Source organism: Pseudomonas sp. 10B238 (assembly GCF_000970615.1).
Classification (GTDB): Bacteria; Pseudomonadota; Gammaproteobacteria; order Pseudomonadales; family Pseudomonadaceae; genus Stutzerimonas.
Window position 1 is genome coordinate 143,917 of the sequence record NZ_KQ033929.1, and the last position, 21,666, is coordinate 165,582.

The 21,666-nt window shown below is 57.6% G+C and carries 23 protein-coding genes, 1 tRNA gene and 1 pseudogene; 6 read left to right on the forward strand and 19 right to left on the reverse strand.

The features are described from left to right. Positions 1-130 precede the first annotated feature (130 nt). The 15 genes from RT21_RS05360 to aspS form a co-directional block, all read right to left on the reverse strand. A tRNA-Lys gene (locus tag RT21_RS05360) sits at positions 131-206 on the reverse strand. A 52-nt stretch (positions 207-258) separates the two neighbouring features. Continuing rightward, the gene (queC, locus tag RT21_RS05365) at positions 259-933 is read right to left on the reverse strand and encodes a 7-cyano-7-deazaguanine synthase QueC (protein ID WP_046161923.1); all 675 of its coding nucleotides are present in this window, start codon (positions 931-933) and stop codon (positions 259-261) included. A 32-nt stretch (positions 934-965) separates the two neighbouring features. Continuing rightward, positions 966-1,613 carry a 7-carboxy-7-deazaguanine synthase QueE gene (queE, locus tag RT21_RS05370; RefSeq protein ID WP_046162121.1) on the reverse strand — a complete coding sequence of 216 codons (648 nt, stop codon included), beginning with the start codon at positions 1,611-1,613 and terminating at the stop codon, positions 966-968. A gap of 116 nt (positions 1,614-1,729) precedes the next feature. Further along, on the reverse strand, positions 1,730-2,557 hold the full coding sequence (gene ybgF / locus RT21_RS05375) for a tol-pal system protein YbgF (protein WP_046161924.1): 828 nt from the start codon (positions 2,555-2,557) through the stop codon (positions 1,730-1,732). Between the two features lie 6 nt (positions 2,558-2,563). Next, positions 2,564-3,067: a peptidoglycan-associated lipoprotein Pal gene (gene pal, locus RT21_RS05380; protein ID WP_045428720.1), complete on the reverse strand. Its 504-nt coding sequence runs from the start codon at positions 3,065-3,067 to the stop codon at positions 2,564-2,566. Between the two features lie 49 nt (positions 3,068-3,116). Continuing rightward, positions 3,117-4,394: a Tol-Pal system beta propeller repeat protein TolB gene (gene tolB / locus RT21_RS05385; RefSeq protein WP_256203881.1), complete on the reverse strand. Its 1,278-nt coding sequence runs from the start codon at positions 4,392-4,394 to the stop codon at positions 3,117-3,119. A 20-nt stretch (positions 4,395-4,414) separates the two neighbouring features. Then, positions 4,415-5,419, reverse strand: a complete 1,005-nt coding sequence (gene tolA / locus RT21_RS05390) for a cell envelope integrity protein TolA (protein WP_046161926.1) — start codon at positions 5,417-5,419, stop codon at positions 4,415-4,417. Beyond that, positions 5,419-5,871, reverse strand: coding sequence for a protein TolR (gene tolR, locus RT21_RS05395; protein WP_045428725.1), 453 nt, complete (start codon positions 5,869-5,871; stop codon positions 5,419-5,421). Before tolR ends, tolA begins: the two co-directional genes overlap by 1 nt. A 12-nt stretch (positions 5,872-5,883) precedes the next feature. Next, positions 5,884-6,576 (reverse strand): protein TolQ, encoded by a 693-nt coding sequence (tolQ, locus tag RT21_RS05400; protein ID WP_046161927.1) that lies wholly within the window; start codon positions 6,574-6,576, stop codon positions 5,884-5,886. A 2-nt stretch (positions 6,577-6,578) separates the two neighbouring features. After that, the gene (gene ybgC / locus RT21_RS05405; protein WP_046161928.1) at positions 6,579-7,022 is read right to left on the reverse strand and encodes a tol-pal system-associated acyl-CoA thioesterase; all 444 of its coding nucleotides are present in this window, start codon (positions 7,020-7,022) and stop codon (positions 6,579-6,581) included. A gap of 51 nt (positions 7,023-7,073) precedes the next feature. Further along, positions 7,074-8,126: a Holliday junction branch migration DNA helicase RuvB gene (ruvB, locus tag RT21_RS05410; protein ID WP_046161929.1), complete on the reverse strand. Its 1,053-nt coding sequence runs from the start codon at positions 8,124-8,126 to the stop codon at positions 7,074-7,076. A 156-nt stretch (positions 8,127-8,282) separates the two neighbouring features. Continuing rightward, a complete protein-coding gene (gene ruvA / locus RT21_RS05415) occupies positions 8,283-8,888 on the reverse strand; it encodes a Holliday junction branch migration protein RuvA (protein ID WP_046161930.1) in 606 nt (201 codons plus the stop codon). Between the two features lie 77 nt (positions 8,889-8,965). Continuing rightward, on the reverse strand, positions 8,966-9,490 hold the full coding sequence (gene ruvC, locus RT21_RS05420) for a crossover junction endodeoxyribonuclease RuvC (protein WP_045428734.1): 525 nt from the start codon (positions 9,488-9,490) through the stop codon (positions 8,966-8,968). Positions 9,491-9,637: 147 nt separating this feature from the next. After that, entirely contained in the window at positions 9,638-10,384 is a 747-nt protein-coding gene (locus RT21_RS05425) for a YebC/PmpR family DNA-binding transcriptional regulator (protein WP_045428737.1), read from the reverse strand. Between the two features lie 75 nt (positions 10,385-10,459). Then, positions 10,460-12,235, reverse strand: a complete 1,776-nt coding sequence (gene aspS / locus RT21_RS05430; protein WP_046162122.1) for an aspartate--tRNA ligase — start codon at positions 12,233-12,235, stop codon at positions 10,460-10,462. Positions 12,236-12,606: 371 nt separating this feature from the next. Between aspS and RT21_RS05435 the strand changes: the two genes are divergently transcribed. Further along, complete coding sequence (locus RT21_RS05435) at positions 12,607-13,077, forward strand: Dps family protein (RefSeq protein ID WP_045428739.1); 471 nt, start codon at positions 12,607-12,609, stop codon at positions 13,075-13,077. Positions 13,078-13,366: 289 nt separating this feature from the next. After that, complete coding sequence (locus tag RT21_RS24285; protein WP_046161931.1) at positions 13,367-14,005, forward strand: cold-shock protein; 639 nt, start codon at positions 13,367-13,369, stop codon at positions 14,003-14,005. Positions 14,006-14,057: 52 nt separating this feature from the next. Here the strand turns inward: RT21_RS24285 and RT21_RS05445 are convergent, their stop codons facing one another. Then, the gene (locus tag RT21_RS05445; RefSeq protein WP_045428743.1) at positions 14,058-14,264 is read right to left on the reverse strand and encodes a SlyX family protein; all 207 of its coding nucleotides are present in this window, start codon (positions 14,262-14,264) and stop codon (positions 14,058-14,060) included. Beyond that, positions 14,264-14,692: an HIT family protein gene (locus RT21_RS05450; RefSeq protein ID WP_046161932.1), complete on the reverse strand. Its 429-nt coding sequence runs from the start codon at positions 14,690-14,692 to the stop codon at positions 14,264-14,266. The genes RT21_RS05445 and RT21_RS05450 overlap by 1 nt, the downstream gene beginning before the upstream one ends. A gap of 458 nt (positions 14,693-15,150) precedes the next feature. On the opposite strand from RT21_RS05450, the pseudogene RT21_RS05455 reads away from it, so the two are divergent. From RT21_RS05455 to RT21_RS05470, 4 genes and pseudogenes are all read left to right on the forward strand, one after another. After that, positions 15,151-16,439, forward strand: a pseudogene (locus tag RT21_RS05455) (OprD family porin). Positions 16,440-16,603: 164 nt separating this feature from the next. Beyond that, positions 16,604-18,319, forward strand: a complete 1,716-nt coding sequence (locus tag RT21_RS05460; RefSeq protein ID WP_046161933.1) for a proline--tRNA ligase — start codon at positions 16,604-16,606, stop codon at positions 18,317-18,319. A gap of 8 nt (positions 18,320-18,327) precedes the next feature. Continuing rightward, entirely contained in the window at positions 18,328-19,275 is a 948-nt protein-coding gene (locus tag RT21_RS05465) for a hypothetical protein (RefSeq protein ID WP_046161934.1), read from the forward strand. An 8-nt stretch (positions 19,276-19,283) separates the two neighbouring features. Then, positions 19,284-19,856, forward strand: coding sequence for a lytic transglycosylase domain-containing protein (locus tag RT21_RS05470; protein WP_045428751.1), 573 nt, complete (start codon positions 19,284-19,286; stop codon positions 19,854-19,856). A gap of 27 nt (positions 19,857-19,883) precedes the next feature. Here RT21_RS05470 and RT21_RS05475 read toward each other — a convergent pair whose 3' ends face one another. Both RT21_RS05475 and RT21_RS05480 read right to left on the reverse strand, forming a co-directional pair. Further along, positions 19,884-20,345 (reverse strand): TlpA family protein disulfide reductase, encoded by a 462-nt coding sequence (locus RT21_RS05475; protein ID WP_046161935.1) that lies wholly within the window; start codon positions 20,343-20,345, stop codon positions 19,884-19,886. Positions 20,346-20,380: 35 nt separating this feature from the next. Further along, on the reverse strand, positions 20,381-21,601 hold the full coding sequence (locus tag RT21_RS05480) for a virulence factor BrkB family protein (protein ID WP_045428756.1): 1,221 nt from the start codon (positions 21,599-21,601) through the stop codon (positions 20,381-20,383). Between the last annotated feature and the right edge of the window lie 65 nt (positions 21,602-21,666).

A 21,666-nucleotide genomic window follows, 5' to 3' on the forward strand; every position in this document is an offset into this window, starting at 1 on the left:
CATACCAAGGTCGTAGAGGAATTGACCTTAATAACCGTGTCGCACGCTCGTTCTTATAGCTTTATAAACTGCGGATATAAAAAAGCCGGATGACCTTTCGGCCTCCGGCTTTTTCGTTCCCTAGGGAATTTGGTGGGTCGTGTGGGATTCGAACCTACGACCAATTGGTTAAAAGCCAACTGCTCTACCAACTGAGCTAACGACCCGATGCGGAGCGCATGATACTGATTTGATTGAGTAAATCAAGTTTTTTTTGAATCACTTGTAGCGTGTAGGGTCAGGGACACCAGCTTCGCTGAAGCCGGCCGCACGTAATCGGCAGCTGTCGCACTTGCCACACGCGCGCCCATCTTCGTCTGCCTGATAGCAGGAAACGGTCATACTGTAGTCGACACCTAAACGCTCGCCAGCTTGGATGATCTCCCCTTTGCTTAGGTCCTGCAGCGGGGCATGAATGGAAAACCCGCGCCCTTCTACACCCGCCTTGGTGGCGAGATTGGCCAGCCGCTCAAAAGCCTCGACAAACTCCGGACGACAATCTGGATAGCCTGAGTAGTCGACTGCATTCACACCAATGAAAATGTCCCGGGCGCCCAGCACCTCAGCCCAACCCAATGCCAGCGAAAGAAACAGGGTGTTGCGTGCCGGCACGTAGGTGACAGGTATTCCTTCTCCTAGCTCTTCAGGCACGGCGATACTGCTATCGGTCAAAGCCGATCCGCCGATCCCGTTAAGACTCATACCAATCACCTTGTGCTCAACTACGCCCAAGTGCTGAGCCACCCGCTCCGCAGCCTGCAGCTCTGCGCGATGACGCTGACCATAATCGAAGCTCATGCTGTAGCAGGCATAACCGTCAGCTTTGGCCATCGCGACCACGGTCGCCGAATCGAGCCCTCCGGACAAGAGGATTACAGCTTTCTTGGAAGTCATAATTAAAGCCCGTCGAAAACCTCTGCGACCAGTCAATGCCCAGGCGCATCGTTCCAGAGAATTTTGTGCAGCTGCAACTGCAGTCGCACCGGAAGGTTGTCGGCGACAATCCAGTCGGCCAGCGCCCGCGCCCCTACCTGCCCATGGCTGGGTGAAAAAAGCACTTCACCCGCCCGCGCTTCTAGCCTGTACTCAATCAGCTTGGTCACTGCCCAATCGTAGTCTTCACGCGAGCAGATCACGAACTTGACTTGGTCATTGCGCGTTAGATGACCGATGTTCTCGTAGCGGTTGCGTGCCACTTCTGCCGAGCCTGGCGTTTTCAGGTCTACCACCCGACTTACCCGCACGTCAGTCGCCGAGATATCCAAAGCGCCACTGGTTTCCAGAGAAACTTCGTAGCCGGCGTCACATAAATGCCTAAGCAATGGTATGCAGTTCGGCTGGGCCAGTGGCTCACCACCCGTGACGCAAACGTACCGCGGTCGATACGCGGCGACGCGTGCCAAAACAGTATCGAGCGACATGACCTCGCCGCCACCGAAGGCATAGGGAGTATCGCAGTACTGACAGCGCAGCGGGCAGCCGGTCAGGCGGACGAACACAGTGGGCAGGCCAGTGGAGCGCGTCTCGCCCTGCAGCGAATGGAAGATCTCGGTAATTCGCAAGGTATGGTGCATATCAGCCACGGGCGTAACGGCTAAACAGGCCATCCGCCTCCGTTGCGGGAAGGGGCCGCGATTCTAACGAAAAAACCCGCCGGAGGGGCGGGTTTGAAGCAGAAGCAAGGGATGGCCTATCGATTCAGCTGACGCTGAGCCAACTGCGCAGCTGAGCTGTTTGGATAATCGGCAATGACCTGCCGAAGAATCCCGTTGGCCTTGTCACGGTTCCCCATACGCAACTCGACATCCGCAAGCTTGTACAACGAATCGGGCACCTTGTTGTGCTGAGGATACGCCTGGCTGACGCTGGCGAATGCCTGTCCGGCACCTTGCAGATCACCTTTGGCGAGATTCACTTCACCCAACCAATATTGGGCATTACCCGCGTAGGGACTGCTGGGATACTTGCGCAGGAAAGCGGCAAATGCCTGACTGGCTTTGTCGAAATCCTTTGCTTTGATCAGATCGAATGCAGCGTCGTAATAAAGCTTTTCCTTTTCAGGATCAGCTGACTGGCTGCTCGCCGTTTGCGCTGATGAGGTGCCTGTGGGCGCCTGCGCGGCCCCGCTAGCGTCAATTGCGCCAGCGGTCGAAGAATTCTGGCTGGTCGATCCACCCGAAGAGGCAGCCGACAAGCGACGGTCTAAATCTTGATAACGCTCCAGCCCTTCCTGCTTCAGGCGCTGGATCTCGTTCTGCTGCACTTCGAGCATACCGCGCAATTGCGCGATCTCTTCCTGCATTTGTTGCAACTGCACGAAGAGCATGCCCTGCGCCGAAGACGGAGCTGACGCTCCGCCCCCGACATAGGCACCGCCAGTATCCGCCCCGGTTGAATAACCCGACCCAGCCGCACCACTTTGGTTTTGCGAGTCGTAGTCCACTACCGGAACCTGGGCCGCCGCAAACAGCGGCAGTCCAAGTGCAAAAAGCGTCAGAGCATAACGGTGCTTGAGCATGGCTTATTACTTACGCAGTTCAACGCGACGGTTCTGAGCCCAGGACTGCTCGTCGTTGCCCATGGCAACCGGACGCTCCTCACCGTAGGAAACCAGTTCCAGCTGTGCAGGCGATACGCCCTGCAGAACCAGGTAACGCTGAACAGCCTTGGAGCGACGCTCGCCCAGAGCCATGTTGTACTCACGAGTACCACGCTCGTCAGTGTGGCCTTCCAGAACCACGCGGTTGCCAGCGGACTTCAGATCCTTGGCATGAACGTCCAGAGCGCGCATGGCTTCCGGCTTCAGGTCCGAGCTGTCGTATTCGAAATAGAAAGTAGTGATAGCGCGCAGAGCAGCTTCTTCGCTCATGCTGCCGTCAACGGCACCACTATCGGCACCATAACCAGCGTTCGGATCAATGGCAGAGGAACCTTCGCCAGAATCGTCGCCGCCCTTGGACGAACAACCAACAGCTACGGCCATAGCCAGAGCCAGCGCAGCGAACTTACCGAATTTCAGCATTTCCATGTGTAACAACCCCAGGTGTGTTTTGGTTAGATAAAGCGTTGATACCGCATCAGTTCAGGTAAGGGGACCACGATGGCTCACGGACTTCGCCTTGAGCAGTAGGAAGCGGGAGCCTAACTCGACCATTGATTGATACGAGCATCAAGACTCCCCGGCCCTGCTGGCGGGTCGCGTAGATTAGCATGGTGCCATTAGGCGCAACAGTGGGCGACTCATCTAAACTTGTCTCGGAGAGGATGCGCAGATTGCCACGCTGCAGGTCTTGCGCCGCGACCTTGAAATTCGTGTAACCCTCCTGACGATGGATCATGACCAGCGTCTTCTCATCGGCCGACAACTTAGGGTTAGCGTTGTAGTTACCCACAAAGGTAACGCGCTCTGCGTTATTGGTGCCAAGACGCTGCTTGTAGATCTGCGGCTTGCCGGCGCGGTCTGAGGTGAAATAGATGGTTTTGCCATCAGCACCCCAGAATGGCTCCGTGTCGATCGCATAATGGTCAGTGAGACGCTGCAACTGACGCGAGCCGAGGTCCATCACATAGATCTCTGGATTGCCGTCCTTGGACAACACGAATGCCAGGCGATTGCCGTCCGGCGAGAATGCCGGAGCACCGTTGAGCCCCTCGAAATTGGTGATCTGTTCGCGACGACCGGTATCGATGTGCTGCATGAAGATGCGCGGACGCTTCTGCTCAAATGAAACGTAGGCGATACGGCGTCCGTCCGGCGAATAACGCGGGGAAAGGATGGGCTCTCGGGATTGCAGCAAGGTCACCGCCCGAGCACCGTCGTAGTCGGAGCGTTGCAGGGTATAGCGAGTATTGGCCCCACCAAGACGCTCGACTGTGACATACAGCAGACGGGTCGAGAATGCGCCTTTGATGCCCGTGAGCTTTTCGAAAGCCTGATCGGACGCGTAGTGCGCCATGTCCCGCAGTTGGTCTTGGGAACCACCCACAGTGCCAGTCAGGATCTGCTGTTCGGTGGCTACGTTGTACACCTCGTAGCGGATCTGCAGCTTGCCGGCAGCCGGAGTGATACTACCGACCATGACGTACTGCGCGCCGAGCGCCTTCCAGTCACGAAAGATGATCTCAGTGCCACGAGAGGGCAGACTGATCATGTTCTGCTTGGGAATCGGCTGGAATATTCCGGAATTGCGCATGTCATTGCCGATTATCTCGGCCATGTCTTCAGGCAGGACAGTGCCACCCTGCCAGCCGAACGGCACCACCGCGATCGGGATCGCCCGGTCCGCGCCGCTGGTAACAACGATGTTCTTCTCCTGGGCTGTGGCATTACCCAGCACAAACAAGAGAAGAACGATGAAACCTCGAAGGTAATTGATCACAACGCAAGATCCTCAGGCGTAAACGTCATCGTGAACGAACGATACGGCTGAAAATCCTGAGCAGAGAGCCCCTGCATCTCGGTCAGCCGACCGATATTCTTTACTGCCGCTACTGCGGAGCTGTCGAACGGTGCATCGCCACTGGAACGTGAAACAGTCGCAGCGGTGATGGTGCCGTCCGGCAGCATGTTGACTCGTAGCGTTACCGACATGTTATTTCGCGCCGACGGTGGCCGAGTCCAGTTTTCAGCAGCCCGCATGCGAATCAGATCATCAAAATTGCCCGCGGTCTGGTCGCCCTGTGTATCAGCCATCGCCTGCTGCCGTTCCGTATCATCCGAAAGCAGCTCGGCCAATGCTTGTGCCTTTTTGTCTTCAGCAGCCTTACGGGCAGCGTCGGCTGCGGCTTTTTTCTTCGCCTCCTCGGCGGCCTTCTTCTTTGCTGCCTCAGCAGCCGCTTTTTTCTTCGCCTCTTCTGCAGCTTTCTTTTTCGCCGCTTCGGCAGCGGCCTTCTTTTTCGCTTCCTCGGCGGCTTTTTTCTTCTGCGCTTCTTCAGCCGCTTTTTTCTTGGCTATCTCCGCCTGCTTCAGCTGCTCGGCTTTTTTTGCTTCATCTGCTTTCTTGGCTTCGGCGGCTTTCTTCACTGCATCAGCCTTGCCTGCCTCGGCCTTTCGAGCCTCATCAGCCTTTTTTTGTTCCGCAGCTTTTGCGGCCGCCTGCTTTTGCTGTTCGACCTTACGCTGCTCCAGCTGCTCGGCTTCATACTGCTTAGCAGCGGTCTTCTGCGCTTCGCCCGCAATTTTCTGGTTCGTTTGTACTTTGGCCTGGCTCTGGGATTTGAGCTGATACAGGGTGGCCTGGACGATAGGCTTGGACGGCGGAAGCTCCGGCGTCATGGCGAAGCTAACGAAGAGCATCCCAAAAATAATGACATGCAGGCCCACCGCCAAAATGGTGGGCCAGTAGAGACTCTCAGAGCGCGAACGATCCGGCTGTTGCATCAAGGCGCCTCGGTAATCAGGCCGACGTTACCCACGCCCGCTTCCTGCAGCCCGCCCATCGCCGCCATTACCGAACCGTAATCCACGGCTTTATCGCCTCGCACGAAGACCTGGATCTGCTTACCCTGACTGCGGTTCTGGTTCATGATCGCGGTGACCGCCTTGGTCATTTCCTCGAGCGTCAACGCCTTGTCCTGAACGGTATCGGTGTCGACCTCGCTGCCAATGTTCCAGTAATAGGTCTTGTCGGCTTTGATCGAGATTGTCAGGACCTGCGCATCGTTATCCTGAGGCAGCACTTCGCTGCTGACCTTTGGCAGGTCCACCTTCACACCCTGATTGAGCATCGGGGCAGTCACCATAAAGATCACTAGCAGTACCAACATCACGTCGATGTACGGCACTACGTTCATCTCGGCGACGGGTTTGCGTCTGTTGCGAATTCTTGCCATGGCCAGCGGGCCTCAATCTTCGGAGGTATGAACTTTGCGATGGAGGATCGCCTGGAACTCGTCGGCAAAGGTGTAGTAACGACCGATAAGCATCTCGCTACGCGCCGCGAAGCGGTTGTAAGCGATGACCGCTGGAATTGCCGCAAAAAGCCCGATTGCCGTGGCAATCAATGCTTCGGCGATACCTGGCGCAACGGTGGCTAGGGTAGCTTGCTGAACCTGCGCCAGCCCGCGGAAGGAGTTCATGATGCCCCACACGGTACCGAACAGGCCGATATAAGGGCTGGTCGAACCAACGGTTGCGAGGAACGGCAGGCCCTGGTCGAGCTTTTCTTCTTCGCGAGAGATGGCCACTCGCATCGCACGATTCACACCATCCATAACCGCGTCCGGATCGACGCCCTGCTGCTGACGCAGGCGGGAAAACTCTTTGAAACCTGCCCGAAAAATCTGTTCGACGCCCGAGTCCGGGTCCGGATTGCTTCCGGCCTGCCGGTAGAGCTTGGACAGGTCGATACCCGACCAGAAACGCTCCTCAAAAGCGTCCAGCGCACGCTTGGCAGCTCGGATCATATTGCCGCGCTGAAAAATCAAGATCCATGAAGTCACCGAGGCGCCTACCAGGATCAGCATGACCAGCTGAACCACAAAGCTGGCGTTGCTGATCAGGCTCCACATGGACATATGATCGACGTTGGATTCCACGCTTACTCTCCTGCTGGGGGTAGACCCGACCCGACGAAAGCGACACGAAGCAGCTCGGGAATGGGACGGGGTTTCAAACTCTCGGTGCGCACACAGGCCACCACGAACTGCCCTTCACAGAGCAGTACATCATCTTCAGCTCGCCGCACCTGCTGCTTAAAACGCAGGCTTGCACGCTTCACCTCGACCACTTCGGCTGTTACCAGCAACTCATCGTCCAGACGCGCCGGAGCGTGGTAACGCGCTTCACTCGAATGCACGACGAAAAGCAGGTCTTCACCAACCAGCTGCGACTGGGCAAAACCCAGGCTACGCAACCGCTCGGTACGGGCCCGCTCCATGAACTTTAGGTAATTGACGTAGTAAACGATGCCACCCGCATCGGTATCTTCGTAATACACGCGACACCGATGGGAGAACAATTGAGCTTGTGATTCCGCGCGCATACTAGTGCCAGGCCCTGCAATTGCCAATCGGGTAAAACAAAGAAATTTTCGTCACTCTGTGTCGCCACTGAAAAGGTCGGGAGTCGGTGTATCGCCCAAGCGTTTTGGCAAATTCAAACCAAAATGCAGATAGGCGTGACGCGTGACGACGCGCCCCCTCGGGGTGCGCATGATGTAACCCTGCTGGATCAGATAGGGCTCAAGCACATCCTCGATGGTGTGACGTTCCTCGCTGATAGCAGCTGCAAGGCTGTCGATGCCAACCGGACCGCCATCGAACTTCTCGATCAGCGTCAGCAGCAAACGGCGATCCTGGTGATCCAGACCGCGCTCATCGACATCGAGCATGTTCAGCGCGAGGTCTGCAGTACTGCGGCTGATTTCGCCATTACCACGCACTTCGGCGAAGTCACGCACCCGACGGAGCAGGCGATTGGCAATACGCGGCGTACCACGGGCGCGACGGGCGATTTCAACAGCCCCTTCCGCCTCGATAATTAGACCGAGGATTCCGGCTGATCGAGTTACGATCGTTGCCAGGTCAGCCGTCGAGTAGAACTCGAGACGTTGGACGATACCGAAACGATCGCGTAGAGGATTGGTGAGCATGCCGGCCCGCGTTGTCGCGCCAACCAGGGTGAACGGTGGTAAATCGAGTTTGATCGAGCGTGCCGCGGGGCCCTCACCGATCATGATATCGAGCTGAAAATCCTCCATCGCGGGATAAAGCACTTCCTCCACGATCGGCGACAGTCGATGAATCTCGTCGACGAACAGGACATCACCCTCTTCCAGGTTCGTCAGCAACGCCGCAAGATCACCCGGCCGCTCAAGCACAGGGCCTGAGGTGCTTTTGATCGAGACACCCATTTCCTGGGCGATGATGTTGGCCAGCGTGGTCTTACCCAGCCCTGGCGGACCAAAGATCAGCGTGTGATCCAGCGATTCTTTGCGCCCACGCGCCGCACGGATGAAGAGATCCATCTGCTCACGCACCACCGGCTGACCAATATATTCAGCAAGACTCAGCGGGCGGATGGCGCGGTCGAACTGCTCCTCGCGGTCCCGACCGGTCGCAGTTATCAGACGATCAGCTTCGATCATAACCGCTCACCCTTGCTGCACTCCGAATCAGGCAGAGCGCAGATGGATTGCGAGATCAGACACCACACGGGCAAATCGCCGCGGTCGCAGGGAAGCGAATAACGCTGCGCCCCCAACGTGGCGAGCAACCCAGCAAAAAAAGCTCGAGCAACCACGTTAGACCATTCCCTTCAGTGCACGGCGGATTAGGTCTTCACTGCTCAAATCGTCTTCCTGTACGGCGGCTACGGCACGGCTCGCCTCTTGGGGCTTGAAGCCAAGGGAGATGAGCGCGCTGACGGCATCACTCTCGGCGCTTGAGACTGCCACAGCCCCCCGAGGTTCCGCCACCAAGGTAGCGATGGACGGCATGGTCTCCCAGGCCTTGAAGCGATCCTTCAGCTCGACCAACAGCCGCTCGGCGGTCTTCTTGCCAACACCGGGGATTTTGACCAGCACCGAGGTGTCCTGCGCCTGGACACAACGCACCAGCTCATCCACCTCAAGGCCGGACATAAGGGCCAAGGCAAGCTTAGGCCCGACACCATTCAGCCGAATCAGCTCCCGAAACAGTTCGCGATCGCGCTTTTCGGCAAAACCGTAGAGCAGATGCGCATCTTCACGCACCACCAGATGGGTGTGAAGCGTGACTGGCTCACCCACCGAAGGCAGGCGATACAGTGTAGTCATGGGCACTTCGAGCTCGTAGCCGATGCCGTTGACATCGAGAATCAGATGAGGCGGCTGCTTTTCCGCCAAGGTACCGCGCAAGCGTCCAATCACGTTGATACATCCTCGTTCGATCGATCTTTAGCCGATCGGATTGCTCATACAACTTCAAACAACACCGGTGAACTCAGCTACAGCCGCAGGCGTCCGCCTCTTCGCTTAGCGCCGGCAAGACCGTGTGGAATCAGGCTCTGACGATGATGTGCATGACACAAAGCAATGGCCAGAGCGTCAGAGGCGTCGATTTGCGGCTTCTGCGTCAATTTCAGCAGATGCATCACCATCATCTGCACCTGCTGCTTATCCGCCCCGCCAGTTCCTGCAATTGCCTGTTTAACCTGCGTGGCGGTGTACTCCGATATCTCTAGCCCCTGCTCAGCGGCCGCTACGATTGCAGCCCCTCGCGCCTGCCCCAGCTTCAATGCGGAGTCGGCGTTGCGCGCCATGAACACCTGCTCGATGCCCATCGTCACAGGACCATGGAGCCTAATGACTTCGCTGACGCCGCAGAATACCGCCTGCAAACGCGCCGAAAGCTCACCGCTGCCGGTCCGAATGCAGCCCGACGCTACATATTCGCAGCTGCGACCGTTATCCCGCACTACGCCGTAGCCGGTGATCCGTGAACCGGGGTCAATCCCCAGAATAAGCGTCATGCAGTCGCCATACTGTCTATTTATCCAGCCACCAGTATAAGGACGCCCCGTCGCGGCGACCAGCGACATAACGGGACGCCAGGCTCGGCACCAACAAAAAAGCCGGAAGCACTCAGTGACTTCCGGCTCTCTGCTCAACGCAACGGATCAGTCCAGCTGTTCCATGATTTCATCTGGAATTTCGGCGTTATGGTAGACGTTCTGCACGTCATCGAGATCCTCCAGCGCATCGATCAGGCGCAGCACCTTCTGAGCGGTCTCCAGGTCAGTGAGCGGCGCGGAGATCGAGGGGATCATCGCAATATCCGCCTCCTCACCCTTGAAGCCGGCGGCACCCAGTGCCTCATTGACGGCATGAAAATCCGTGAAACTGGTTGATACTAGAGCTGAGCCGTCGTCGCCCATTTCCACGTCATCGGCGCCGGCTTCGAGTGCGGCCTCCATCAGAGCATCCTCCTCTATACCCGCCGCAAAGCTGATTTGCCCTTTGCGGTCGAACATGTAGGCGACCGAGCCATCCGTACCGAGATTGCCGCCATGCTTGCTGAAGGCATGACGCACTTCTGCAGCTGTACGGTTACGGTTATCAGTCATGGCCTCGACAATGATGGCGACCCCGCTAGGCGCATAGCCTTCATAGGTCAACTCGACGACGTTGTCGGCCTCGTTGTTGCCAGCGCCGCGCGCAATGGCACGGTCGATGACGTCCCGCGACATATTCGCCACCAAGGCTTTATCCACTGCCAAACGCAGGCGTGGATTGTCTGCAGGAATAGGCCCGCTCTTTGCGGCAACCGTCAGCTCGCGAATAAGCTTGGTGAAGATCTTGCCGCGCTTGGCGTCCTGACGCCCCTTGCGGTGCTTGATGTTGGCCCATTTGGAATGACCAGCCATTAACTGCCTCCCTTTCCGATCAACTTTTCATCTTGCTGAAACCAAGAGCCCAGGTTTCCCTGGGCTCTTGTGCCGTCATTCGGCTTTCGGCTGCTCACGCAGGCGAATGTGCAACTCACGCAACGCCTTGCCATCCACCGCACCCGGTGCCTGGGTCATAACGTCTGCGGCGCTCTGTGTTTTCGGGAAAGCTATGACTTCACGAATCGACTGCGCACCGGTCATCAGCATCACCAGGCGATCGAGGCCGAACGCCAGGCCGCCATGCGGCGGCGCGCCGAATTTGAGCGCATCGAGCAGGAAGCCAAACTTTTCGTCCTGCTCTGCCTCGTCGATACCCAGAATGCGGAACACGGTCTGCTGCATTTCCTTGCGGTGAATACGGATCGAACCACCACCCAACTCGGTTCCGTTAAGAACCATGTCATACGCGCGCGACAGCGCACCCGCCGGGTTGGCTTCTAGCTCCTGCGGCGTGCACTTGGGTGCGGTGAACGGATGATGCAGCGCGCTGAGCGAGCCGTCATCGTTCTCCTCGAACATCGGGAAGTCGACGACCCACATCGGCGCCCATTCACAGGTCAACAGCTTCAGGTCATGGCCAAGCTTGATGCGCAGTGCACCCAGCGCCTCGGATACGATCTTGGCCTTATCCGCACCAAAGAAGACGATGTCCCCGTCAACGGCACCAACGCGATCAAGGATCACGTTTAGCTTGTCTTCCGGAATGTTCTTCACGATCGGAGACTGCAATCCCTCAACGCCTTTAGCGCGCTCATTAACCTTAATGTACGCCAGCCCCTTGGCACCGTAGATGCCGACGAACTTGGTGTAGTCGTCGATCTGCTTGCGCGGCATGCTTGCACCGCCCGGGACCCGCAGCGCGGCAACACGGCACTTAGGATCGTTCGCCGGCCCGCTGAATACCTTGAATTCGACCTGCTGCAGCTGATCGGCAACGTCGACCAGTTCCAGCGGAATACGCAAGTCCGGCTTGTCGGAGCCATAACGACGCATGGCTTCTTCGAACGACATATGCGGGAACTCACCGAACTCGACGTCCAGTATTTCCTTGAACAGTTTGCGCACCATTCCCTCGGTGATTCCGATGATGTCGGACTCATCGAGGAAGCTGGTTTCAATGTCGATCTGGGTGAATTCCGGCTGACGATCGGCGCGAAGGTCCTCGTCACGGAAACACTTGGCGATCTGGTAGTAACGGTCAAAACCCGCAACCATCAACAGCTGCTTGAAGAGCTGTGGCGACTGGGGCAGCGCGAAGAAGTTACCGGCATGGGTACGGCTAGGCACCAGGTAATCACGTGCACCCTCAGGTGTCGGGCGCCCGAGAATAGGCGTTTCAACGTCGAGAAAACCATTCTCATCGAGATAGCGGCGGATGCTGGCGGTGATTCTCGAGCGCAGCTTGAGCTTCTCGGCCATTTCCGGACGACGGAGGTCGATGAAGCGATAGCGCAGGCGCGTTTCCTCGCCGACGTCGCTGTATTCATTGAGGGGGAACGGCGGGGTTTCCGCCTCGTTCAGAACTTCGAGCTCATAACCCAGTACTTCGATGGCGCCGGACTTCATGTTCGGGTTGACCGCACCGGCCGGGCGCAGGCGCACCTTGCCGGTAATCCTGATCACGTATTCGCTGCGCACCTTGTCTGCGGCGGCGAAAGTTTCGGCACGGTCGGGATCGAACACGACCTGAGCCAGGCCCTCACGGTCACGCACATCGAGGAAGATGACCCCGCCGTGGTCACGGCGACGGTGCACCCAGCCGCAAAGAGTGATTTCCTGGCCGTCCAGGCTTTCGTTCAACTGGCCGCAATAGTGGCTGCGCATCATGGTGAGGTTCGCTTCTCGCATCTTGGAAATTCGTTGGGTCGCTTGAATCGCGACTGTGCAGACGGCTGCTTACTGGCGCCCCGCCCGGAATATCAATTGTCGGCAATGGAGGATCAAGCACCAGCACCGCAGCGCCTCCTCGCACGGCAAAACGAGCCGCCCGACACAAGCGCGGGATTATATCTGCATAATCATCTCAACGCAGCCGGCTGCCGATAGGGTCAAGCAATCATGCCAATAACCATCCAATTTGAACCGAAGCCGTCTTTGAGCCTTCGAACCCATACACCGCCGCTGCCATCGCAGCACTTCACCAAAGACACTCTTTTTCTGGCATAAATGTCAGCGAATTCACCAAACGGGAGAAAACCATGGAAATCGACATTGGTATTGCCGAACAGGATCGCGCCGCTATTGCGGAGGGTTTGTCCCGCCTGCTGGCCGACACCTACACGCTGTACCTGAAGACCCACAACTTCCACTGGAACGTGACAGGGCCGATGTTCAATACCCTCCACACGATGTTCGAGACTCAGTACACCGAGCTGGCACTGGCTGTGGATGACATTGCCGAGCGGATCCGCGCATTGGGCTTTCCGGCGCCAGGTACCTATGCGGCGTACTCCAAGCTTTCGTCGATCAAGGAGCAGGAGGGAATTCCGGCCGCTGAAGAGATGATTAAACTTCTGGTCGAAGGTCAGGAAGCCGTAGTCCGTACAGCACGTGGCATTTTCCCGCTGCTGGAAAAAGTCAGCGATGAGCCCACAGCTGACCTGTTGACTCAGCGCATGCAGATCCATGAGAAGACCGCTTGGATGCTGCGCAGCCTGCTGGCTGCCTGACCGCGCTAGCGTCCTCGCTTACGAACGGGATAACTGTATTCGCGGCTATCCCGTCGTTCTATCCGGCGCAAACTGGACCCTGACAAGCTAGACCTGACTAACCTCACCCCGCCCAGCCCCTCACCTAAACCGCAGCGAATTGAGCGAGGCCACGCTTTGCTGTTAAATTCGCGCGCGCCGCAGGCAAGGCACCATCAAATACGAGTGATCGCTTCACCCACACTCAGCGTCTCCATTTGCCCTACAGCCTGCCGCATTCTGTCGTGCTATTTAACTGTGAGTCATAAGAATGCTTAAGATCCTTCATGTGCTAACGGGCGTAGCTGCCCTGATATTGTCGTTCGTACCCAGCCTAACCGGCGCCATGCCTCTGCTGGTCCAGCCTGCAGCCTTATGTCTGCTGCTCCTAGGACTGCTGAACGTGCAGTTCGCCGCCTCCACCCAACTGAACACCCACGGTCACGGTCGCCCGATTCTATTCGGCGCGTCCGCGCTGCTGATCGCCGCAGTCGCCGTCCAGGCGGCCATTGTGTTGATTCCTGTCGCCAGCTTCGCTGGCCAGCCGGCGACCCTTGCCAGTCTCATGCTCGCTTTCATTGCCGTACTGCTGCAACTGGCAACAAGCCAAACGAAAAGCACAAGCGCCGGCGCCCACCGTGGCGCTAGCAAGGCCCGTAAGGTCCAACCCAATCACACTGCGGCTCCAACCGCCGGACGCGAAACTGGCACCGTCAAGTGGTTCAACACCTCAAAGGGTTTCGGCTTCATTTCCCGTGACAGTGGCGACGATGTATTTGTCCACTTCCGGGCGATTCGAGGGGAAGGTCATCGGGTGCTGGCTGAAGGCCAACGCGTCGAATTTACGATCATGATGCGTGATAAAGGCCTCCAGGCCGAAGACGTAGTCGCCGACCCGCTCAGCCACTGATCCCAGCGCAGGGTGCTAAGCCACCCTGCCGTCATTACACCCCGCCGCCTTATCAATAATGCGGCGGGGGCGCCTCATCTCCCTCGCCTTCCATCCTGCTTTGCAGATCTTCCTGCCGCCTTGCGAGCATACCTAGCTGCGCCTGCAGTCTGTCGACTGTGCGCTGTTGTGCGACAAGCACATCATTGAGAGTCTGGATAGTGTCGTCCTGAAAAGCCAGGCGCGCTTCCAAATCGGTGATGCGTTGCTCCAGGTCCATTAGTTACCCCCCTCGAACTGGAAGCCATCGGTGAGCACGAGCTTCAACTTCTGCTTGATTGCGGCTAGCTGCGCTTCGCTGTAAGGCTTGGCGGCCTGAAAGCCCCAGACCGGAGCCGGCCAGGCCGTGTCGCCCCGACGCCGAGCGATCACATGCACATGCAACTGGCTCACGACATTGCCCAGTGTTGCCACATTCATCTTGTCCGCGCCAAAGGTGTCTTTGACTATTTCCGCCAGGGCCGTCGCCTCTCGCCACAACAGTTGCTGATCGGCCGGATCCAGCTGGAACAGCTCACTAACCTCCTCCCGACGGGGCACCAGGATGAACCATGGATAACTGGCATCATTCATTAACAGCAACCTGCATAACGGAAAATCACCCAGCGTCACCGAGTCCTGCTGCAAGCGTTCATCGAGAACGAACATAACGGTCTCCTTTGCCTAATTAGATGTCGGCGCCAGCTAAGCTTTGTCTGGTCGTTTGCGGCAGGATACTCCAGCGCTCGAAAGCGATCAGCAAGGCAACACGCCCCAGCGAGGTGCAATCAGGTCAGAAACCAGCCCTGCTTTAGCGCAAGCGGCAACATGCCTCGGCTCGAATCGGCGCCAAAAATCAGTGAATGAATTTTGTGCACGGTTATTGCTTTGAACAAAAAAGCTGCTTGAACGGGGGAAGAAAAACGCGGATAGCTGAGTTAAGCTTGCTCGCGCCAGTTTACCCAGCTACACAGTAATTCTCGGAAATACATTCCAGACTTGCTGCAGGTCACGACCAGCTAGGCAAACGAAGGACTCAATTGAGCTTGTATACCGAAAATAAAGATGCCTCTTTCCGGCGCACGCAGGAAAGCAAGCACCAATTTGAAACCAAAGGAGCAATCACGATGAAAGTGATGAAGTGGAGCGTTATCGCTATGGCCGTTGCGGCCGGCACGTCGCAAATGGCGCTGGCGTCCAGCCAGTCCGAATCGGAAGGTTTTGTGGAAGGCAGCAGTCTGACCATCCTGAACCGCAACCTGTATATGAACCGTGACTTCCGTGACAACGGTGCCGGTGGTACTCCTGCAGTCAATGGTCAGAGCTATCGCGAAGAGTGGGGCCACGGCTTCATCGGCACCTTCGAATCCGGCTTCACCCAAGGCACCGTAGGTGTAGGTGTCGATGCGATCGGTCTGCTCGGCGTTAAACTGGACACCGGCCGTGGCCGTCAGGGCAACGGCATATTCCCAGCAGTACAAGGCGACGAGCACGTTGCCGATGACTATTCCCAAGCTGGCGCGGCCGTGAAATTCCGCGTATCCAATACCGTACTGAAATACGGCACGCAGTTTGTCGCCGTGCCTGTTTTCTCGACAGACGACAGCCGCCTGCTTCCTGAAACAGCCGAGGGCGGCCTCATTTCCAGCAGTGAAATCGAAGGTTTGGAGCTGAATGCAGGTCGCTTCACCGCGCTGAGCGCTCAGCGCGAATCCAGCCATGACGCACTGGGACTAGACGAGATCATCTTCGTCGGTGGTACTTACGCGTTCGGCGACAACCTAAGCACTTCGCTGTATTACTCCGACCTGCAAGACGCTTTCGAGAAATACTACGGCAACGTCAACTACAACATGGATCTGGGCGGCGAACAGTCGCTGGCCTTCGATTTTAATATTTACCAAAGCGAGTACGAGTCGGAGTACGTCGGCACTGCCAATGACGAAGACAACACTATCTGGAGCCTTGCTGGGACCTATGCGTTCGATGCGCATAAGTTAACCGTTGCATACCAGCAGTCGCATGGCGGTGTTGACGGTGTCGGCTACATCTATGGCGATGACGGCGGCGGTACCGTCTGGCTGGCTAACTCGATTCAGTATTCCGACTTCAACGGCGAAGACGAGAAATCCTGGCAAGCTCGCTACGACCTGAACATGGCTAGTTATGGTGTCCCGGGCCTGAGCTTCATGACCCGTTACGCGCAAGGCTGGGACATCTCCACAGCTACTGGCGAAGGCAAGGAGCGCGAGTGGGACGTAGAAGCCAAGTACGTTGTACAGGATGGTGCAGCGAAAGACCTTTCGCTGCGCTTGCGTCACGCCAAGTACTGGTCCGACAGCGACTACGCGCCTATAACGGCACAGACCTGACCGACCTGCGTCTGATCGTCGAGTACCCGCTGAGCATCCTGTAATACAGGCCCATCAGCTGTAACTCGAACTAAACAAGAAGCCCGGCACTCGCCGGGCTTCTTCATTCTTGCAGACGCACGCCATCGGAACGATTCTGTACGCCAGAGTATCGCCACCGTACAATGCCGAGCCAAATTCTCCGCTCTGCAAGGACACAACGGCCCACATGCGCACCAGTCAGTTCCTGCTCTCGACCCTTAAAGAAACCCCTTCCGACGCGGTTGTTATCAGCCATCAGCTGATGCTGCGTGCCGGCATGATTCGTAAGCTGGCCTCGGGGCTCTATACCTGGATGCCGATGGGGTTGCGTGCATTGCGCAAGGCCGAAGCCATCGTTCGCGACGAGATGAACAAGGCCGGCGCGCTGGAAGTACTGATGCCCGCCATCCAACCTGCCGAGCTGTGGCAAGAGTCCGGGCGTTGGGAGCAGTACGGCCCTGAGCTGCTGCGTCTGAAAGACCGTCATGACCGCGAATTCTGTGTTGGCCCGACTCATGAAGAGATCATCACCGACTTGGCGCGCAACGAGCTGAACAGCTACAAGCAACTGCCGATCAACTTCTACCAAATACAGACCAAGTTTCGCGATGAAATCCGTCCTCGCTTCGGCCTGATGCGCGGGCGCGAATTCATCATGAAGGACGCCTATTCGTTCCACGCTGACCAACAGTCACTGCAGGAAACGTATGACCGGATGCATGAGGCGTACTGCAAGATTTTCACGCGCCTGGGATTGAATTTCCGTCCTGTCCAGGCGGATACCGGCTCTATTGGCGGCACGGGCTCGCATGAGTTTCATGTTCTGGCCGAGTCCGGCGAAGACGATATCGCATTCAGCGACAGCTCCGATTACGCAGCCAACATCGAGAAGGCCGAGGCGATCCCTCGCGAGACTGAGCGCGGCTCTGCAATTGAAGAGCTCCGCCTGGTAGATACCCCAAACTGCAAGACGATCGCTGCACTGGTAGAGCAGTTCCAACTGCCTATTGAAAAAACGATCAAAACCCTGCTTGTACGGAGCATCGAGAAGGACCAGCTGGTTGCACTGATCGTTCGTGGCGACCATGAATTGAACGAGATCAAGGCGGCGAATCTGCCTCAGGTCGCACAACCGCTGGTATTCGCGACCGAAGCGGAAATCCGCGCCACCATGGGTGCCGGTCCTGGCTCGCTAGGCCCGTTGAACTTGCCGATCAGCTGCGTCATTGATCGTTCTGTGGCGCTGATGAGCGATTTCGTGGCGGGAGCCAACCAGGAGGAAAAGCACTACTTCGGCGTCAATTGGGAGCGTGACCTGCCGCTACCTGAGGTGGCGGACCTGCGCAACGTAGTCGCCGGCGACCCAAGCCCCGATGGCGTCGGCACGCTTATCATCAAGCGCGGCATCGAAGTCGGGCACATCTTCCAGCTGGGTACCAAGTACAGCCAGGCGATGAATTGCAGCGTGATGGGTGAAAACGGCAAGCCTGTTATCTTGACCATGGGCTGCTATGGCATCGGCGTGTCTCGTGTCGTCGCGGCCGCCATCGAGCAGAACTACGATGAGCGCGGCATTATCTGGCCCGAGGCCCTCGCCCCGTTCCAGATCGCGCTGGTCCCGATGAAGTACGAAAACCAGGCCGTCCGCGAAGCAACCGATAAGCTCTACGCGGAACTCACCGCTGCTGGCTACGACGTTCTCCTCGACGACCGTGACAAAAAGACCAGTCCAGGCGTCAAATTTGCCGATATGGAGTTGGTGGGAATACCGCATCGCATCGTTGTAGGCGACCGCGGGCTTGCCGATGGCACTCTGGAATACAAGCATCGCCGCGATGCCGAAAGCCAGGCCATCCCTACTGCCGACATCCTCGAATTCATCAATTCCCGCGCCAGCCGCTGACGGAAATCATGCTCAACCGAAGTGCTTCAACTTGCGCCCTGCTCTGCATGGCGCTTTTTGTGGGTGGCTGCGCCAATCAGCTGCCTCAACGTAGCGAACAAGAAGCCCGTACCGAACGCAGACTGCTCGACCACAGTCTGCGCATTGAGGTGGGCGCGCCATTGCTCGAGCTGCCACAGCGACGTATCCGCATACTCGACCAGAAGACCTTCGAAGTCACCGACTTCGAGGTGACACGCCGCTATGATCGCTATACACCTTATCAACCCTGGCGCGAGCTATACGAGATTCCGCTTGGCGCTGTTGCGGTGGTCGCAGGTATTGGCGCCAATGTGCTCAACGTCGTGTTGCTCGGCAACCTACCGGAAAGCGCCACTCGCGACTGGATCAGCTACGGTTTTGCGGGCCTCAATCCGTTCGTCAATGTTGAGTCCAACGGCCGTTCGCAGCAGAACCTTGCAAGCCTTGACGAGCAGCGACGCGACGCCCGGCTCGAGTACTCCAGCCTGCCTTGGGCTGAGCGCCCGGTGGAGGTCGTTGCGGCCAACGAGACACACGAACTGAGCACTGATCGCAACGGCGTGCTGCGCCTGAATCTACTTGATGGCCCCTTCGCCGATCAGGACATCAGCCAGGTAGGCAAGCTTCAGCTACGGGTCGAAGACCCGCAGGACGGTACCCGAGCTGACGCCACGCTTCTTGTCAGTCGCGCCCTGCGTGGCAAGCTTCTCGAAGCGCACGATCTGATCTTCGACGACCTCGAAGGTGACGATGTCAATCAATGGGTGCATCGCGTCAAGCGGCTTTCAGAGCTTGGTCTCGAGGAGGAAGCCAGCGAGCTTGAACAGAGCTTGATTGAGCTGACCCGCAACGATCCAGATTTGCAGCAGGAGTTTCTCCGGAGCCTGATGCAGGATGCTGGTCGCCAGGCACACGATCCAGGCGAAGGCGACTAGGTCGCGTCATGAAGCCGCTCCGACTCCTGTGGCTGTTAATGCTGGTGGTTGCCTGGCCAGTCTCTGCGACTGTTCGCCAGGCACCCGAACCGGAGCTTCGCGAACTGATGCAGCGCACCGTGGCAGAAGCTGAGAGCTTTCAGGATCGTTTTGATGCGGAAGTCTGGCTGCTCGATATGTCGACTCGCCTGAAGCGCTACGTTCGTGATCCGCAGGAGCGTCTGACTTTGCTTCGGTTGGTGCATCAGGAGGCCAGCAAGGCGGGGCTCAAACCAGATATCGTTCTGGCACTGATCCATGCTGAAAGCCACTTCGACCGTTTCGCCATTTCCAGCGTCGGCGCGCAGGGCATGATGCAGGTGATGCCCTTCTGGAAAGCCGAGCTAGGACGACCGCAAGACAATCTGACCGACAACGCCACCAACCTCCGCTACGGCTGCACCATCCTCAGCTATTACCTGAAGAAAGAAAATGGTGACATCAACCGAGCGCTGGCACGCTATAACGGAAGCCTTGGCAAGCATCACTATCCAGCGAAGGTCATCGGCTTCTGGCAGGATTTCTGGTACGTCAAGCCTTGACGACGGGCGCCAGCGCCCGAATAGCCACTACCCCTCGTTCCGTAGTTTATCCAGCCTGGCGAGCAGCCCTTCCGCCGTTTGCTCACCCACCAGACTCTCGCGAACTTCCCCGCCCGCGTCGACAATATAGGTGACCGGCAGCACTGCACTGCGTGGCAGGCCCAACCGCTCCGCCGGATCGACGCTGAGCACTCTGAATTTGATGTTCAACTGCTTGGCCGCAGCGAACAGCTCGTCGCCTTGCAGCCCGTCGAAATTCACGCCCAGTACCGTGATGTCGTCCCGCGACTGGTCCAATGCGTTCAGTTCGGGAATTTCGGTTCGGCAAGGGCCGCACCATTCGGCCCAGTAATTGATCAGCAGCCACTGCCCGTCGAGCTGCTGCGCAGTGACATTAGCGCCGTGCTGGTCCGCCCCCCAATCCTCACCACAGCCCACCAGCATCAAGCAGGCGAAGGCACCAAGCAATCCGCTGAGTCCTCTGTTCATGTTCGTTTTCCTTGCGCTGCTGAGTATCGGCTCGTTCAGACGCGCTGCGACTGCAGCCAATCCGCGACGCTACCACCAAACAGGCTGGCCTGCTCGCGCTGAAGCAGCTCCATGGATTGACGCAGCGTTGGGTACCAGGGCTCATCCAGATGCTCCGGTAGCGCCTGCTTACCCGAGAGAGGCCACGGGTTGGAACGCAACAGCTGATCGAAGCTGTAGCTGTTGAGATCGCGACAGAGCACCCAACCGGAAGAGCCGGTCCGACAAACAAGCTGCTCCCGCTCGAAGAACTCGAGGATCTCATCCCACTCGTCCTCCGGCAGCTTCCAGCCGCTTCGGTGAGCATCGCGTAAACGCACCTCTCGCCCGGCCTGCTGACTTTCGTAAAGCACGCGCAACAACCCGAGCATGACCAGCAGCCGCGGTACCGAGCGGCGTCGCCATTGCTGTGACGATGACAACCCGCAGACCAGTTCCGCCCCGAACAATACGATCATCCAGGATAGATAGACCCACAACAGAAACAGCGGCACTGCGGCAAACGCCCCGTAGATCAGCTGATAGCTGGGGAAATAGCTGACATACAAGCCGAACAATTGCTTCGCCGTTTCGAAAAGCACAGCGGTAAACGTCCCACCTACCAATGCATGCCGCAGCGGCACTCGAGTGTTCGGCACAGCTGCATAGATCAATGTGAAAGCCGCGACACTGAGCAACAGGGGCATCGCTTTTAAAACGGTGCGCGCGCCAATCAGCGCATGCGGGCCCGATATCAGCGACAACGAGGTGATATAGGTGCTCATGGCAAACCCCGCACCCAGCAGCAACGGGCCGAGGCTAAGGATCGCCCAGTACAGCAGAAAGCTTGAGATCCCGCGGCGCGGTTGGCGCACCCGCCAGATCACGTTGAACGCCTTTTCGATGGTCAAAAGCATCATCAGCGCGGTTGCCATCAGAAACCCAACGCCGAACCAGGTCAGCTGCCTCGCCTGATCAGTGAAGGCGACCAGATAGTCCTGAATGGTAGCGCCCGTGGAAGGAATGAAGTTGCTGAAGATATATATCTGGATTTGCTCACCGATCCCCTGAAACGCAGGAATGGCGGAAAGCATGGCGAATGTCACCGTCATCATCGGCACCACCGCGAACAGGGTGGTATAGGTCAATGCGGCTGCGCTGTGTGGGCCGCGATCCGCGAGGAAGCGCTGCACCAAGAAACGACCGAACTCCACAAAATCCTTGATCCGCTGTTGCATTCAATCCCCTCGGTGTCAGTCGCGATCGCCGAAACCCGGTTACCCGCGGGCCTGTAGCAAGTAAA